At 71.1% G+C, this 13730-nt stretch carries 16 protein-coding genes and 1 pseudogene; 10 read left to right on the top strand and 7 right to left on the bottom strand.

Going from position 1 to position 13730, the window contains the following annotated elements:
- Positions 1-17 precede the first annotated feature (17 nt).
- The 7 genes and pseudogenes from Ari01nite_RS37940 (at position 18) to Ari01nite_RS37910 (ending at position 6235) form a co-directional block, all read left to right on the top strand.
- A complete protein-coding gene (locus Ari01nite_RS37940) occupies positions 18-359 on the top strand; it encodes an antibiotic biosynthesis monooxygenase family protein (RefSeq protein ID WP_203787604.1) in 342 nt (113 codons plus the stop codon).
- A 16-nt stretch (positions 360-375) separates the two neighbouring features.
- Positions 376-870, top strand: a complete 495-nt coding sequence (locus tag Ari01nite_RS37935; protein WP_203787602.1) for a hypothetical protein — start codon at positions 376-378, stop codon at positions 868-870.
- A gap of 64 nt (positions 871-934) precedes the next feature.
- Positions 935-2314, top strand: a complete 1380-nt coding sequence (locus Ari01nite_RS37930; protein ID WP_203787599.1) for a glycine--tRNA ligase — start codon at positions 935-937, stop codon at positions 2312-2314.
- Between the two features lie 53 nt (positions 2315-2367).
- The gene (locus Ari01nite_RS37925) at positions 2368-3387 is read left to right on the top strand and encodes an ATP-binding protein (RefSeq protein ID WP_203787596.1); all 1020 of its coding nucleotides are present in this window, start codon (positions 2368-2370) and stop codon (positions 3385-3387) included.
- Complete coding sequence (locus tag Ari01nite_RS37920) at positions 3384-4466, top strand: DUF2786 domain-containing protein (protein WP_239163361.1); 1083 nt, start codon at positions 3384-3386, stop codon at positions 4464-4466. The genes Ari01nite_RS37925 and Ari01nite_RS37920 overlap by 4 nt, the downstream gene beginning before the upstream one ends.
- A gap of 96 nt (positions 4467-4562) precedes the next feature.
- Positions 4563-5723: pseudogene (locus Ari01nite_RS37915) on the top strand (MFS transporter); the annotation flags it as partial.
- Positions 5720-6235, top strand: a complete 516-nt coding sequence (locus Ari01nite_RS37910) for a DUF1269 domain-containing protein (protein WP_203787593.1) — start codon at positions 5720-5722, stop codon at positions 6233-6235. The pseudogene Ari01nite_RS37915 and the gene Ari01nite_RS37910, both read left to right, overlap by 4 nt.
- A 29-nt stretch (positions 6236-6264) precedes the next feature.
- Here the strand turns inward: Ari01nite_RS37910 and dusB are convergent, their stop codons facing one another.
- Positions 6265-7383 (bottom strand): tRNA dihydrouridine synthase DusB, encoded by a 1119-nt coding sequence (gene dusB / locus Ari01nite_RS37905; protein WP_203787877.1) that lies wholly within the window; start codon positions 7381-7383, stop codon positions 6265-6267.
- Between the two features lie 77 nt (positions 7384-7460).
- Between dusB and Ari01nite_RS37900 the strand changes: the two genes are divergently transcribed.
- Both Ari01nite_RS37900 and Ari01nite_RS37895 read left to right on the top strand, forming a co-directional pair.
- Positions 7461-7922 carry a hypothetical protein gene (locus Ari01nite_RS37900; protein ID WP_239163360.1) on the top strand — a complete coding sequence of 154 codons (462 nt, stop codon included), beginning with the start codon at positions 7461-7463 and terminating at the stop codon, positions 7920-7922.
- 20 nt (positions 7923-7942) lie between these two features.
- Positions 7943-8440, top strand: coding sequence for an XdhC family protein (locus Ari01nite_RS37895; RefSeq protein ID WP_203787591.1), 498 nt, complete (start codon positions 7943-7945; stop codon positions 8438-8440).
- A gap of 158 nt (positions 8441-8598) precedes the next feature.
- Here the strand turns inward: Ari01nite_RS37895 and Ari01nite_RS37890 are convergent, their stop codons facing one another.
- The 5 genes from Ari01nite_RS37890 to Ari01nite_RS37870 all read right to left on the bottom strand — a co-directional run bounded on the left by Ari01nite_RS37890 (position 8599) and on the right by Ari01nite_RS37870 (position 11588).
- Complete coding sequence (locus Ari01nite_RS37890) at positions 8599-8970, bottom strand: hypothetical protein (RefSeq protein ID WP_203787588.1); 372 nt, start codon at positions 8968-8970, stop codon at positions 8599-8601.
- Positions 8971-9054: 84 nt separating this feature from the next.
- Positions 9055-9543 (bottom strand): roadblock/LC7 domain-containing protein, encoded by a 489-nt coding sequence (locus tag Ari01nite_RS37885; protein WP_203787585.1) that lies wholly within the window; start codon positions 9541-9543, stop codon positions 9055-9057.
- Positions 9544-9579: 36 nt separating this feature from the next.
- A complete protein-coding gene (locus tag Ari01nite_RS37880; RefSeq protein ID WP_203787582.1) occupies positions 9580-10569 on the bottom strand; it encodes a DUF4388 domain-containing protein in 990 nt (329 codons plus the stop codon).
- Between the two features lie 17 nt (positions 10570-10586).
- Positions 10587-10934 carry a roadblock/LC7 domain-containing protein gene (locus Ari01nite_RS37875; RefSeq protein ID WP_239163359.1) on the bottom strand — a complete coding sequence of 116 codons (348 nt, stop codon included), beginning with the start codon at positions 10932-10934 and terminating at the stop codon, positions 10587-10589.
- 141 nt (positions 10935-11075) lie between these two features.
- A complete protein-coding gene (locus Ari01nite_RS37870; RefSeq protein WP_203787577.1) occupies positions 11076-11588 on the bottom strand; it encodes a DUF4388 domain-containing protein in 513 nt (170 codons plus the stop codon).
- A 166-nt stretch (positions 11589-11754) separates the two neighbouring features.
- Here Ari01nite_RS37870 and Ari01nite_RS37865 point away from each other — a divergent pair, with 166 nt between their 5' ends.
- Positions 11755-12111, top strand: a complete 357-nt coding sequence (locus Ari01nite_RS37865) for a VOC family protein (RefSeq protein WP_203787574.1) — start codon at positions 11755-11757, stop codon at positions 12109-12111.
- Here the strand turns inward: Ari01nite_RS37865 and Ari01nite_RS37860 are convergent.
- Positions 12105-13694, bottom strand: coding sequence for a methyl-accepting chemotaxis protein (locus Ari01nite_RS37860; RefSeq protein ID WP_239163358.1), 1590 nt, complete (start codon positions 13692-13694; stop codon positions 12105-12107). The genes Ari01nite_RS37865 and Ari01nite_RS37860 overlap by 7 nt on opposite strands.
- Between the last annotated feature and the right edge of the window lie 36 nt (positions 13695-13730).

Raw genomic sequence — 13730 nt, 5'->3', positions numbered from 1 at the left:
CTGCGTACGCTCATCGCATGCTCGTGCTCAACCGCTTCGTGGTGCCGCCGGACACGCAGGACGGCTTCGTGCTGCGCGCGCACGCCGCACTGACCGCCCTGGCCGAGCGGCCCGGATATCTCTCCGGCCGGCTCACCCGCGCGCTCGACGACCCCGCCCACTGGACCCTGGTGACCGAGTGGGAGTCCGTCGGAGCCTACCGGCGTGCGCTGGGCGGATACGACGTCAAGGTGCACGCGACCCCGCTGCTGTCCGAGTCGGTGGACGCGCCGTCCGCGTTCGAGACGCTGGCGAGCGCCGAGCCCGGCGGCGCGGTGGTCGTGACCGCCAGTGACCGGGCGGCCGAGCCCTGGCGCTGACGGCTAGTCTGGCGGTATGTCGACGGCCCCTCACATTCCGCCGCCACCGCAGGGCCCCGGCGTCCATCCGCCGTTCCCGGCGCCGCCCGTCGAGGGCCGGGGCAAGCGGCTCTGGCTGAGCCTGTCGATCGGGGCGGGCGTGCTGGTGCTGGTCTGCGGCGGGGGCATCGCCGCGGCGATCGGGGTGTTCGCGTCGTCCGAGGGCGCGCTGCAGGAGCGGGCCGAGGCGGCCGTGAGCGGTTATCTCGACGCCCTGCACGACAAGCGTTACGACCGCGCCTACGAGTTGCTCTGCGAGCAGGCCCAACAGGACGAGACCGCCGGCGAGTTCCGCGAGCGGGTCTCGGCCGAGAAGCCCATCGAGACGTACGAGATCGGCGAGTTCGCCCTGATCACGCTCTCCGTCCCGGTGGAGGCCACCTACGCCGACGGCGACGTCACCGAGTTGGAGGCGTACCTCGGACAGGACCCGGACACGGGCGCCTTCGAGGTGTGCAACCTCGGGGAGTAATCTCGCTGTTTGTCCTGAACTTACTTCGAGGTCCCCGCCGACACCCAGCCGGCGTAGGAGGAACATGCCCGCCGACCGTATCGACGCCGTCGTCAGCCTGGCCAAGCGCCGCGGCTTCGTCTTCCCCTCCAGCGAGATCTATGGGGGCACCCGCTCGGCCTGGGACTACGGTCCGCTGGGCGTGGAGCTGAAGGAGAACGTCCGCCGCCAGTGGTGGCGCGCCATGGTGCAGCAGCGGGACGACATCGTCGGCCTCGACTCCGCCGTCATCCTGGCTCGCGACGTGTGGGCCGCGTCCGGGCATCTGGACGCGTTCGTCGACCCGCTGACCGAGTGCCAGTCCTGCCACAAGCGGTTCCGCGCCGACCACCTCGAGGAGGCATACGAAGCCAAGCACGGCTCGCTGCCGTCCTCGCTGCAGGAGCTGAACTGCCCGAACTGCGGCAACAAGGGCACCTTCACCGAGCCCAAGATGTTCAACGGCCTGATGAAGACCTACCTCGGCCCCACCGAGAGCGCCGAGGGCCTGCACTACCTGCGGCCCGAGACGGCGCAGGGCATCTTCGTCAACTACAACAACGTGGCCACCGCGGCCCGCAAGAAGCCGCCGTTCGGCATCGCGCAGATCGGCAAGAGCTTCCGCAACGAGATCACCCCGGGCAATTTCATTTTCCGTACGCGCGAGTTCGAGCAGATGGAGATGGAGTTCTTCGTCGAGCCCGGCAGCGACGAGAAGTGGCACGAGTACTGGCTCCAGGAGCGCTGGAACTGGTACCTCGGGCTCGGCCTGTCCGAGACCAACCTGAGGTACTACGAGCACCCCAGGGAGAAGCTCTCGCACTACTCGAAGCGGACCGTCGACATCGAGTACCGCTTCCAGTTCGGCGGCACCGAGTTCGCCGAGCTCGAGGGCATCGCCAACCGCACCGACTTCGACCTCAGCACGCATTCCAAGCACTCCGGTGTCGACCTGTCCTACTTCGACCAGGAGAAGCAAGAGCGGTGGGTCCCGTACGTGATCGAGCCGGCCGCCGGTCTGACGCGTGCGGTGCTGGCCTTCCTGCTCGAGGCGTACGACGAGGACGAGGCCCCGAACACCAAGGGCGGCGTCGACAAGCGCACGGTCATGCGGTTCGACCCGCGGCTGGCCCCGATCAAGGTCGCGGTGCTGCCGCTGTCGCGTAACCCGGAGCTGTCGCCGAAGGCCCGCGGCCTGGCCGACACGCTGCGCAAGCGCTGGATCGTCGAGTTCGACGACTCGCAGGCGATCGGCCGCCGCTACCGCCGCCAGGACGAGATCGGCACCCCGTTCTGCGTCACGGTCGACTTCGACACCCTGACCGACGACGCGGTGACGGTGCGCGACCGCGACACCATGAAGCAGGAGCGGGTAGCCCTCGACCAGATCGAGGACTACCTGATCAAGCGCCTGCCGGGTTGCTGACCAACCGAGTGAGCGAAGGGCCGCCCCGGGCGGCCCTTCCTTGCCGGTGGCGGGTGCGTCACGCCAGCCAGTACTTCCCGCGCCACGCCGCGCGCCTCATCGAGGAGGCATTGGCGGACACCCGAGTGGTGGTCGTCAACGGTGCCCGGCAGTCCGGCAAGAGCACGCTGGCCGAAGAGGTACGCAAACAGCAGCCGGCCGCGGTCGCCAGATTTCTCGACAACCCCGGTACCCGGGCCGCCGCCGCCGACCCTGTCGGGTTCCTCCAGCACGACGGGTTGATGCTCATCGATGAGGTGCAACGGGTCCCCGACCTGTGGCTGGCAGTCAAATACCTCGTGGACCGCGACCCGCGGCCCGGCAGGTTCCTGCTGACGGGTTCGGCGCGGCTGCTCGCCCTGCGGAGTCTGCCGGACGCGCTCCCCGGACGTTCCGAGACGATCGAACTATGGCCGCTGTCGCAAGGCGAGATCGACGGCATGCCGGACGGATTTGTGCAGGCCGCTTTCCGGCACGGTGCACAACTGCGGGCCGAGGCGGCAGGACTCGGGCGCCGGGATTACCTGGCCCGCGCCCGGCGAGGCGGCTACCCCGAGGCCGTCCACCGAGACAACGACCGGCGCCGTGCAAGATTCTTTGCCGATATGAGCCGGCTCGCGGGCGCCGTCGGCATTACGGTGCCCACTGTCCGGACCTGGCTGCGCATTCTCGAGACCATCTTTCTCATCAAGTTGGTGCCTGCCTGGTCGGCGAACCGTACGGCGCGCGCCACTTCGACACCCAAGGTGATGTTTCTCGACTCCGGCTTGGCCGGCCACCTCGCACCGGGAGCCGCGCCCGATACGTCGAGCGGACGCCTGATCGAGAATGCAGGCGAGATCATCGCCATCGAGGTGAAGTCCGCCGAGACCATCAGGTCAGAGGACTTCCGGGGGGTCCGGCTGCTGCAGCGCCGCCTCGGTGCGCGCTTCCGAGCCGGCTACGTGCTCTACTGCGGCGCCGAGTCGCTCAGCTTCGGTGACGGCCTGGTCGCACTGCCCATCTCCGCTCTCTGGACCACCCCGTCGGCATGATGTCGATTGCGGCGATCATCGAGGCGGTTCAGCACGGGACGCTGAGCTACGAGGACGGCCTGGACGCGCTCACCGTGGCTCCCGCGGGTGACGCCGACGCCGCGCTGGGCGGCGCTCTCGACGCCGGCGTGGAGCGGCTCGTGCAGGGTGGCTGGCAGCCCGCCGAGTTGCACCGCGTCGTCGCGCGCCTCGGTGACCCGCTCCATGGGCAGCTCATCGCCGACGTCCTGCGCGGCTATCTCACCCGGTTCCCCGAGATCGACCCGCGCTGGCGGGCGCAGGCCGGCGACCTCACCCGCCCCAGCCGCGGCCGGGCCGATCGCGTCCGGCTGCTCGACGCCCGGCTCGGTCTGTTGCTCGCGCTGCGCAAACTGCCGCGCATCGAGATCCTCGTGCCGCCGCCCGGCAGTCCGCTGGTCACCGTGCACCGCGGCGCCGACTCGCGCATCCTCGACCGGGTTCGGGCGCTGCTCGCCAAGGCCGAGTCCACCGACTTTCCGGCCGAGGCCGAGGCGTACTCGGCCAAAGCACAGGAACTGATCGCCCGGCACAGCATCGAGGAGGTGCGGGCCGCGGGGCCGGAGGTGGTGCCGCTGGCCCGGCGGGTCGGCGTGGATCACCCGTACGAGAGCGAGAAAGCCAGCCTGCTCGACGCCGTCGCCCGGGCCAACCACTGTCACACCGTGTGGTCGCCGGAGCTCGCCTTCTCGACCGTTTTCGGGTTCGACGCCGACATCGACGGCGTCGAGCTGCTGCACACCTCGCTACTGGTGCAGGCCAACCGGGCGATGGCGGCCGAGGAGCCGGCCAAGGGCAAGGCGCGGATCAAGGCGTTCCGGCGCAGCTTCCTGATCGCGTACGCGAGCCGCATCGCGGAACGGCTGAGCCGGGCCACCCAGCACGAGATCGCCCAGGCCGCCGGCGATCTGCTGCCGGTGCTGCGCGGGCGCGACCTGCAGGTGCGCGAGGCGATGACCAAGGCGTTCCCGCGCACGGTCCGGGCCCGCGGCTCGCGGGTCGACAGCCTGGAGGGGTGGGAGTCCGGCCGGGCCGCCGCCGACCGGGCGGAATTGGCTTGACCAGGGTGCTTGGATAAATCCATGCACCCGGTTTGACGCTGAACACGACGCTATTACGCCGTCCGGGCCTGCTCGGAGGGCGTTCTCCTCTACCCGGTCTACGCGCTGCTGTTCGCCGACGCCGGTCTCTCCACCGCGCAGATCTCCACGCTGTTCGCGATCTGGTCGGTGGTGGCGTTCGCCTTCGAGGTGCCCTCGGGCGCGCTCGCCGACGCCTGGTCCCGCCGCCGCCTCTACGCGATCGGTGAGGTCCTCACCGCGGCCGGCTACGCCCTGTGGCTGATCTGGCCGACGTTCACCGGCTTCGCGCTGGGTTTCGTGCTCTGGGGCCTGGGCGGTTCGCTGTCGTCCGGGTCGCTCGAGGCGCTGCTCTACGACGAACTCGACGCCGAGGGCCGGTCCGCCGACTACGCCCGGATCGCCGGTCGCGGTGGCACGGTCGCGATCCTCGCCATGCTCGCCGCGACGCTGCTCGCGACGCCGGCCTTCGCGGCGGGCGGCTATCTGCTGGTGGGCGTCGTGAGCATCGCGACGGTCACCCTGGGTGGGCTGCTCGCGCTCGGCCTTCCCGAGTCTGGCCGTACGCCACCGGGCGGCGACGACGGCGACGGCGGTTACCTGGCGCTCCTGCGCTCCGGCGTGCGCGACGCCACCCGCAACCGGCGCGTGCTGCGGGCCGTGGCGATCGCCGCGCTGCTGCCCGGGTTCAGCGCGCTGGACGAATACCTCCCGCTGCTCGCCCGGGAGAAGGGTGCGCCGACCGTCGCGGTGCCCCTGGTCTACGCCGTGACCGCGCTGGCCATGGCGGCCGGCAGTTCGCTGGCCGGCCGGGAGTCGGCGGCCCGCCCGGTGTTGCTGCCCGTCGCCACCGCCATGGCCGCCGCCCTGCTCGCGGCCGGCGCCCTGGTGCCGCCGCTGGCCGGCATGGTCGCCGTGTCGGCCGCGTTCGGGCTGCTCCAATTCGGCATGGTGCGGGCCGAGACCCGCCTGCAGGACGAGATCACCGGCCGGGCCCGCAGCACCGTGCTCTCGGTCAGCGGATTCGCCGCCGAGGTCTTCGCGGTCGGCCTGTACGCCTGGTTCGCGCTGGCCCTGCCGCTGCCGGTGCTGTTCGCCATGTGCGCCCTGCCGTTGCTGCTGACCGCGCTCCTCGCCGGCCCCCGCTCACCCGGCCGGAATTCGCCCGCCAAGGATGAGGGGCCGGGCCCGGCCGATCCGGACGATGGCACTCAGTCGTCACCGAGGAGTCCGACATGACCACCTTCACGGTGTGGAAGTTCGACAGCGCCGACGGCGCCGAACGTGCCACCGACCAACTCCGCCGGGCCGAATCCGAGGGCCTCGTCAAGATCCTCGACCATGCGGCGGTGATCTGGCCGGAGGGCGCGTCCCAGCCGACCCGGCTGCACGGGCACGACGGGGTGTGGCGTGGCGCCGGCTGGGGTGCTCTCTGGGGCCTGCTCTGCGGCACGCTCTTCCTGGTTCCGCTGGTCGGTGGTGCGGTCGGTGCCGGGCTGGGCGCGCTCAGCAAAGCCACCGAGGACTCCGGCATCCGTAAGGAGGAACTCGAGCGGATCCGCACCGAGGTCACCGAGGGCACGTCCGCGCTGTTCCTGGTCACCGACGCCGGCAACCTGGACCGGCTGGGCGAGCGCTTCCACGGCTTCGGCCTGCACAGCAAGCTGATCAGCACCAACCTGACCGACGGCGAACGCGAGATCCTGCTGGAGACGTTCGGCGGCGGCCAAAAGAATCCGCAGCCCTACTGATTCAGCCCTACTGATTCAGCCCTACTGATTCAGCCGCCCGAGTCGTCGGACTCGGCACCCTCCGGCACGGTCTCGTCGTCCCGGCTGTCCAACCAGCCGTAGGGCAGCGAGACCCTGCCGGGTGAGTTGACCCGGCCACGCGGCTGGCCCAGCGCCTCGGCCGGGAACGGCACCCCCGGGTCGAGTAGCTCGAGCAGGTCGTCCAGTTCGGCCAGCGACGAGATCATCGCGAGGCTGCGGCGCAGGTCGCCGCCGACCGGGAAGCCCTTCAGATACCAGGCCACGTGCTTGCGGAAGTCGGCGCAGCCGTGCCGCTCGTCGCCGAGCGCGTCGACCAGCAGCTCGGCGTGCCGAGACATGATCTTGGCGACCTCGCCGAGGGCCGGCAGCACCGGCCGGTAACCGGCACCCTGGGTGAACGCCGCCTCCAGGTCGGCGAACAGCCACGGCCGGCCCAGGCAGCCGCGGCCCACCACGACGCCGTCGCAGCCGGTCTGCTCGACCATGCGCAGCGCGTCCGAGCCCTCCCAGATGTCGCCGTTGCCCAGCACCGGCACGTCCAGGGCCTGTTTCAGGGTGGCGATCGCGTCCCAGTCGGCACGGCCCGAATAACGTTGCTCGGCGGTGCGCGCGTGCAGGGCCACCGCGGCCACTCCCGCCTCCTGCGCGGCCAGGCCGGCCTCGACGTACGTCAGATGGTTGTCGTCGATGCCCTTGCGCATCTTGATCGTCACCGGGATGCCGAACGGTCGCGCGGCCGCCACCGCCTGCCCCACGATCTGCCCGAACAGCCGGCGCCGCCAGGGAAGTGCCGAACCGCCGCCGCGCCGGGTCACCTTGGGCACCGGGCAGCCGAAGTTCAGGTCGATGTGGTCGGCCAGGCCGTCCTCGCCCACCATCCGCACCGCCGCCGCGGTCACCGCCGGGTCGACCCCGTACAGCTGCAGGCTGCGGAAGTCCTCGTCCTCGGCGAACGCGATCATCTTGAGCGTCTTGGGAATCCGCTCCACCAGCGCGCGCGTGGTGATCATCTCGCAGACGTAGACCCCGCCACCCTGCTCGCGGCACAGCCGCCGGAACGCCACGTTGGTGATCCCGGCCATCGGCGCGAGCACGACCGGCGGGTGCACCACGTGGTTTCCGAGCATCAGGGGCGAAGTCACGCCTTCGAGGATGCCATGCCGACCGAACCGGCCCGCTTGCCGGTTCTCCGTACGCTGAAATCATGGAGGCACGCAAGATCAGCATCTGGCGGAGCCGGTACCTGGTGAGTGACCGCGGCCGCGAGATCACCACGTGGGACGGCTCGGCCTGGCGCAGCGGCGGCGACTTCACGCTCGACGGCCGGCAGTTCCGGGTCCGCTCCAACGCCTGGGGCACCAGATACACCATGACCGACGACGCGGACACCGTGCTCGCCGAGGCCAGCCGGGTGGGCCGCAAACGCTGGACCGTCGAGGCCGGCGGCCAGACCTACCACTTCCGCCGCCGCTCGTTCTGGGGCAACGAGGAGGAACTTGTCCTCGGCGACACCCGGGTGGGCAGCATCCGCAAGACCAGCTTCTGGCGCGGCGACGTCGACGTCGAACTCCCCGGCCTCGCCCCGGCCCTCCAGGTCTTCGTCCTCGGCGTGGTCATCAGCATGTGGGAGGCCCAGGCCGCCGCGGCCGCGGGCGCCTCGGCCTGATCTCTGGCAGAGTTCTCGCCATGGCTGATCCGGAGGAGAAACGCTCCCGGCCGCGCCGGCTCGTGGTCGTGTTCGAGTCGCCGATAGCCGAGGCGATGCTGCGGCTGGCGGTCGAGCTCGGCTTCCAGTCGGTGCTGGTGGAGCCGGACGCGACCCGCTTGCAGGGCACGCCGCGCCCGCACGGCGACCTGTTCGTGCACGATCTCGGGGCGGCGCACCTCGATGCGGACACCGACGTGGTGCTCAGCGACCACAACCGCGCCGAGATCGGAACGGTGCTGCGGGCGGCGCTGGCGGCCCAGACCCGGTGGGTGGGCATCGTGGGCAACCCCAAGAAGGAAGGACCGCACGTGGCGGCCCTGCGCTCCCTCGGCGTGCCCGACGATCAGATCGCCCGGGTGCACCGCCCGGTCGGCCTCAACATCGGCTCCCGGACGGCGGCCGAGATCGCCGTGGCGACCCTGGCCGGCCTCATCGCCGACCGCAACGACCGCCCCGGCGGCTTCGACTTCAGCTGACCACCGCACCGAACGGCGAGCAGCCCACCCCGGGGTAACCGTCGCGATGCCCAGCCCCGCGCCCACCACCTGAGCTCCCGCGTTCGTTCGGTGGGAGGGGACACGGGTGGGCGGGGAGGGCGGTGCGGGCCCTCCCCGCCTCATCGGGTGTGGCCTGGTCAGACGTCCAGGTCGTTTTCGATGCGCTTCAGCTGGTGGCGGGCCATCGCCAGGTTGGCGCGGTCGCGTCGCAGGGCCAGGTAGAGGAACAGGCCCTTGCCGGAGCGGCTGGTCAGCGGGCGGATCATGTGGTACTGGCTGTCCAGCGTGATGAGGATGTCCTCGATCTTCTCGGAGATGTTCAGCATCTCCATGGCGCGCAGCTTGGCGCGTACCACGTCGGTGTTGCCGGCGGCCGCGACCGTCAGGTCGAGCTCCTTGCCGCCGCCGACGGTGCCCAGCGCCATGCCGCTCGTGTGGTCCACGAGGGCGACACCGACGGCGCCGTCGATCTCCATGATTTCCTTGAGTGCGGTGTCCATGTCGGTCATGGATGGTCCTCCGTTGCGGTGGGATGGCGGTCCGCCGCCTGGCGGAACCGTGTCGTCGCGGCGGATGCCGCTGATTTCCGGGGCTCAGCCCGCGGCTTGCCGCCGGCGAGCGTTGTTGGGCAGGGTGGCCATGGGCGTACGCCGGGCCAGTGGCGTGGGCGGTCCGGACTGGGTGGGGATCTCGGGGCGGGCCTGCGGTTTCGGGCCGACCGCCAGGATCTTGACGAGCCGGCGGACGCACCGCCGTGCCTCCAGGTGCACCATGGCGAGGTTGGCGTCGCCCGAGGTGACGAGGGTGAGCAGGGCGCTCGGGCCCACGCTGTACGTGGTGATGTAGCCGCGATCGCACTCCACCACCGACTCACGCAGCTCGCCGTGGTTCACCGCGTGCGCGAAGCGGCGGGCGAGCGCGAGGTGCGCGGCGGACAGCGCGGCGAGCCCGTCCGGCTCGATGCCGTGCGCATCGTGCGCGACCACCAGCCCGTCGGTGGTGGCGAGCACGCTGCCGGACAGCTCCGGCACTCTGCCACGCAGGCGGTCGAGCTCCTGGAGCACCGCCGGATCCACCGTCATCCTCGGGTCTCTCCTTCTCATCGGGGGGTGCGCGCGTCACCGCAAGGCCCGCAATGCGGTGCGGATACGTTTGAGCAGGACTTCGTCGGTGCCCGGGTGTACTGGCGGTACCTCGCCGGCGACCTCTTTGGGCAGCTTGGCCCCGGGTTTCCGGCGGGCCAGCCGGGGTGGCCGGTACACCGTCCCGTTGGCCGGGGTCTCGTCGGCGGCCACCGGGCGTTCCGGTGCCGCGCCCGCGACGACGGGCACGGTCGGCGCCTCGTCCGGCCGGACCACCGGACGGCGGGCGTCCACGGCCTGGCCGCGGGCCCGGGGGAGCCGCACGAACTCCGGCGCGTCGGCGCGTACCTCCGGAAGCTCCAGCAACCCCAGCGCCGCCAGGCGCCGCAGCTCCTGGATGGTCGCGTAGCCGGCCTTTCCGAGCAGTTGGGCCAGGTCGGCGGGGGTGCGCTGGCCGTCGGCGTGCACCAGCAACTCCCACTGCAGGGCGGTCAGCGTGATCCGCTCCCGCGGCGGGCGGGGCGCCGGGCTGACCACCGCGGTGTCCACCCGGGCGTCCGGGAAGATCTCGTCGAGCAGCCGGCGGCGGCGGGCGACCTCGCGGTCGATCGCGGCCGGGTCGATGTGGACGACCGGGCCCAGCCAGTGCGTCGCCTCGTCGAGGAACTCGACCCGCGCCGACGCCGGTGCGAGCGCGAAGTACGCGGCGTCGTACGTCGCACCCAGCACGCACAGCTCCAGCTCACCCTGGGTGAGGTGGCCCTGCTCGACCAGCAGCCGGCCCACCCGAGCGGTCGAGGTGCCCCGGTCCAGCGCGTTCTGCCAGGTGCGCCCGGCCAGCCGGCCGGACGAGGTGAGCAACTCGCCCACCCCGGGCGCGGCCGGCGACTCGGCGTAGATGACCCGTCCCTCGAGGACGTAGACCGTGCCGCCCGGGTGGCCGCCGACCACCAGCGCTCCGGTCTGCCGCTCGCCGGCCACCTGCGCGAGCAGGCTCGCCGGGGAGGCGGTCGTCGAGGTGGTCACATGCGCTCCGTAACTTCTCAGGTGAGGACGAGTTCGTCGGCGAGCTTCTGCATCCGGCGCCGGGCCACGGCGAGGTTGCCCTGCACCCGGTCCAGCCAGACGTAGAGGACCAGCCGGCTGTCGAAGTCGGTCTGGACGAGGCGGAGCAGGTGATAGCCGCCCGCCGTCGTGATGATCAGGTCTTCCAGCAGGTCGTGCGGCACCGCCGAGACGAACAGTGAACGGCTCGTCGCCGCCTGGATCACATCCGCCGTGCCGGCCGCCGCCGCCTCGTGGTCGGAGTTCGGTGCTGATCCCGTCGTGGCGACCGGGAATCCCGTGGTGTAGTCGACGATGCTGGCGCCGACCGCGCCAGGAATCGCCATGGCCTCCTGCAAACAGTGATCGACGCCGGGCACATCTCTCCTCAGCGCTTCTTGTTCCCTTGCCGGTGCACCAGCGTTCCGCGCCGTCACCGTGGGCCATCCTGCGGCGACAGTGCGGCGAGAAGTCGCACCGGATGTGCGTCATGGTCGGCAGGCCGCAAACCGGCCCGGCATCGGGCGTCGCCAGCGCTCCGGTACGCGACGCAGCCGGCGCGCCGCGACATGGCCGGGCGAGGAGAGTTCGACCTGCTGGATGTCGCCGAGCCAGTGCCGCTCGCCGGGTACGAAGCGCACCGGCGCGTCCGACGACTGGAGCAGCTCCCACGTGGCGTCACCGATCGCGGCCACCACCCGCAGGGTCAGCTCGTTCTGTCCGATGTGGCCGTCGCGCAGCAGCAGGCGGCCCACCCGGTGCGCGCCGCGGCCCTCGGCGACCGCGGCGGCCCAGGCGTCCGGGTGCAGCCGGCCGGAGCCGATCAGCCGCTCGCCGATGCCCGGGCAGGCCGGCGTCTCGGCGTAGGAGATCCGGCCGGCCACTAGATAGACGACGCCCCCCGGAGTGCCGCCGACGTGCAGCGCACCGGTCCGGCCGGTCTCGCCCAACTCGGTCAGCAGGCGCCGCAGCGTAGCGGTCGCCGGTGATCCTGGAATCACGACTTGCTCCCGAACTCCAGGGCCGGAACTTCCACCGCTCCGGCACGCTTCGTATCCTCGTGGGTATCGAGCGTGGTCGTCGGACGGTTAGTCCGCTGTTCCGGCCCGGGGGATCGGGCCGTTGTCGCGTAACATGATCGTCACTTTTCGATAAGGAGGCGGCCATATGCCGAGCACCTGGGAGCAGATCGTCGTCGACGCCGAGGACCCAGCCCGGCTGGGCCGCTGGTGGGCGGAGGCGCTCGGCTACGTGCTGGTGTACGAGAAGCCGGACGAGGTGGAGATCCGGCGTGCACCCGACCAGCTTCCCGGCATCCTGTTCGCGACCGCCCCGGACGCCAAGACGGTGAAGAACCGCCTGCACATCGATCTGCGCCCGGACGACCAGGAGGCCGAGGTGGAACGCCTGGTGGACATGGGTGCCCGGCCGGCCGACATCGGCCAGCACGACGTCAGCTGGGTGGTCCTGGCCGACCCGGAGGGCAACGAGTTCTGCGTGCTTTCGGCCGCCAAGCCTCAGTAGCGGAACCGCCCGATCAGGCTCTCGATCTCGCCCGCCGCCGAACTGACCCGCTCCGCCGAGGTCCGCGTCGTGTTCGCGCCCTCGGCGGTGGCCTCCGTCGATCGGGTGATGTTCGTGACCGTGCCGGTGATCTCGGCGGCCGCCGCCGACACGTCACCGACGTTGCGGGACATCAGGTCGGTGGTCGCGGACTGCTCCTCGATCGCCGACGCGATGGTCCGCTGCCCCTCGTCGATCTGCCCGATCACGTCGGTGATCGACGCGATGGCTGCGGCCGTGCTGCCGGTCATCTCCTGGATCGCCGAGATCTTGGCGGTGATGTCCGCGGTCGCCTGCGCGGTCTCCTGGGCCAGGTCCTTGACCTCGGTGGCCACCACCGCGAAGCCCTTGCCCATCTCGCCGGCCCGGGCCGCCTCGATGGTCGCGTTCAGGGCCAGCAGGTTGGTCTGCTCGGCGATGTTGGTGATCAGCTGGACGATGTCGCCGACCTCCCGGCTGGCCTCGCTCAACTTCTCGACGGCCTCGGCCGTACGCGCTGCATTTTGATTTGCCTCGTTTGTCGTTTCGGTCGCCGAGGCGGTCTGCCGGGCGATCTCCCGGATCGACGAGGACAGCTGGTCGGTGGCCGCCATCATGTCGCTGACCGCGCCGGACACGTGCCGTGCCGAGGCGTCCGCGGCGCGCGCCTGCGACGTCGTCTGCTCGGCCGACGAGTCCAGCTCACCGGCCAGTTGCCGCAGGTCCCCGCTGGCCTGGGCGAGCGTGCCGACGCTGCTCGCGGTCGCCGCCACGGTGCTGCGAATCGACCCGATCGCGCCGTTCAGCGAACCGGCCATCTCGCCCAGCTCGTCCCGCCGCAGCACCGGCACCTGCACGGTGAGGTCGCAGCCGGCCACCGCGCGCAGGCCGTACAGCATCTCGCGCAACGGCCGCCGGATCGCCCGCAGCGTCTGCACCCCGGCCACCAGCGTGATCAGCCCGCCGACCAGGCCGGCCACGAAGATGATCCAGTCGCTCTCGGCGGCCGACTCGTTGCCCTCCTCGGCCGCCGCCTGCACGGCCGCGAGCATGCCGTCGTCCAGGCTGCCCATCGACTCCTCCAACTCGGAGTAGATCGCCAGGTAACCGTCCAGGTCGGCCTCGGCCTTCGCGTGGTCGGTCCCGGCGGTCTGCACGACCTGGGCGGCGGTTTCCGCGTACGCGACCACGCGCGGGCGGACCTGCTCGTACTCGGCCCGCATCGACTCGGGCGCCAGTTTCGCGGCGGCGTCGAACTTGGCCAGCATCACCTCGCCGTGCTCGGCGACCTCCTCGACGGCGTAGGCCTCCCGCTGCGCGCCGGTCCGGGCGTAGAGCGCGGCCATCACGTCCGCCCGTAATGCATCGTGCATCATGTCGGCGTTCCACTGGTTGCTCATGCCGTCGCTCACCGCGGCGATGTCCCGGTTCGCCTCGGCCTGCACGGCCGAGCTATAGATGGCGAACCCGACCACGAGGGCCACCGACAGCAGACCCGCCGCGCCCATCACCATCAGGCGGGCAACGATGGTCAGACCACGACTGACTGACGAAACGGACTCCACGGCTTACACATCGGCATCGGGGACGAGGCGCTTAGG

Source organism: Paractinoplanes rishiriensis, from assembly GCF_016862375.1.
GTDB classification, from domain to species: domain Bacteria; phylum Actinomycetota; class Actinomycetes; order Mycobacteriales; family Micromonosporaceae; genus Actinoplanes; species Actinoplanes rishiriensis.
Note: the sequence above shows the minus strand (reverse complement) of the source record. Positions and strands in the feature narration are given on the sequence as shown.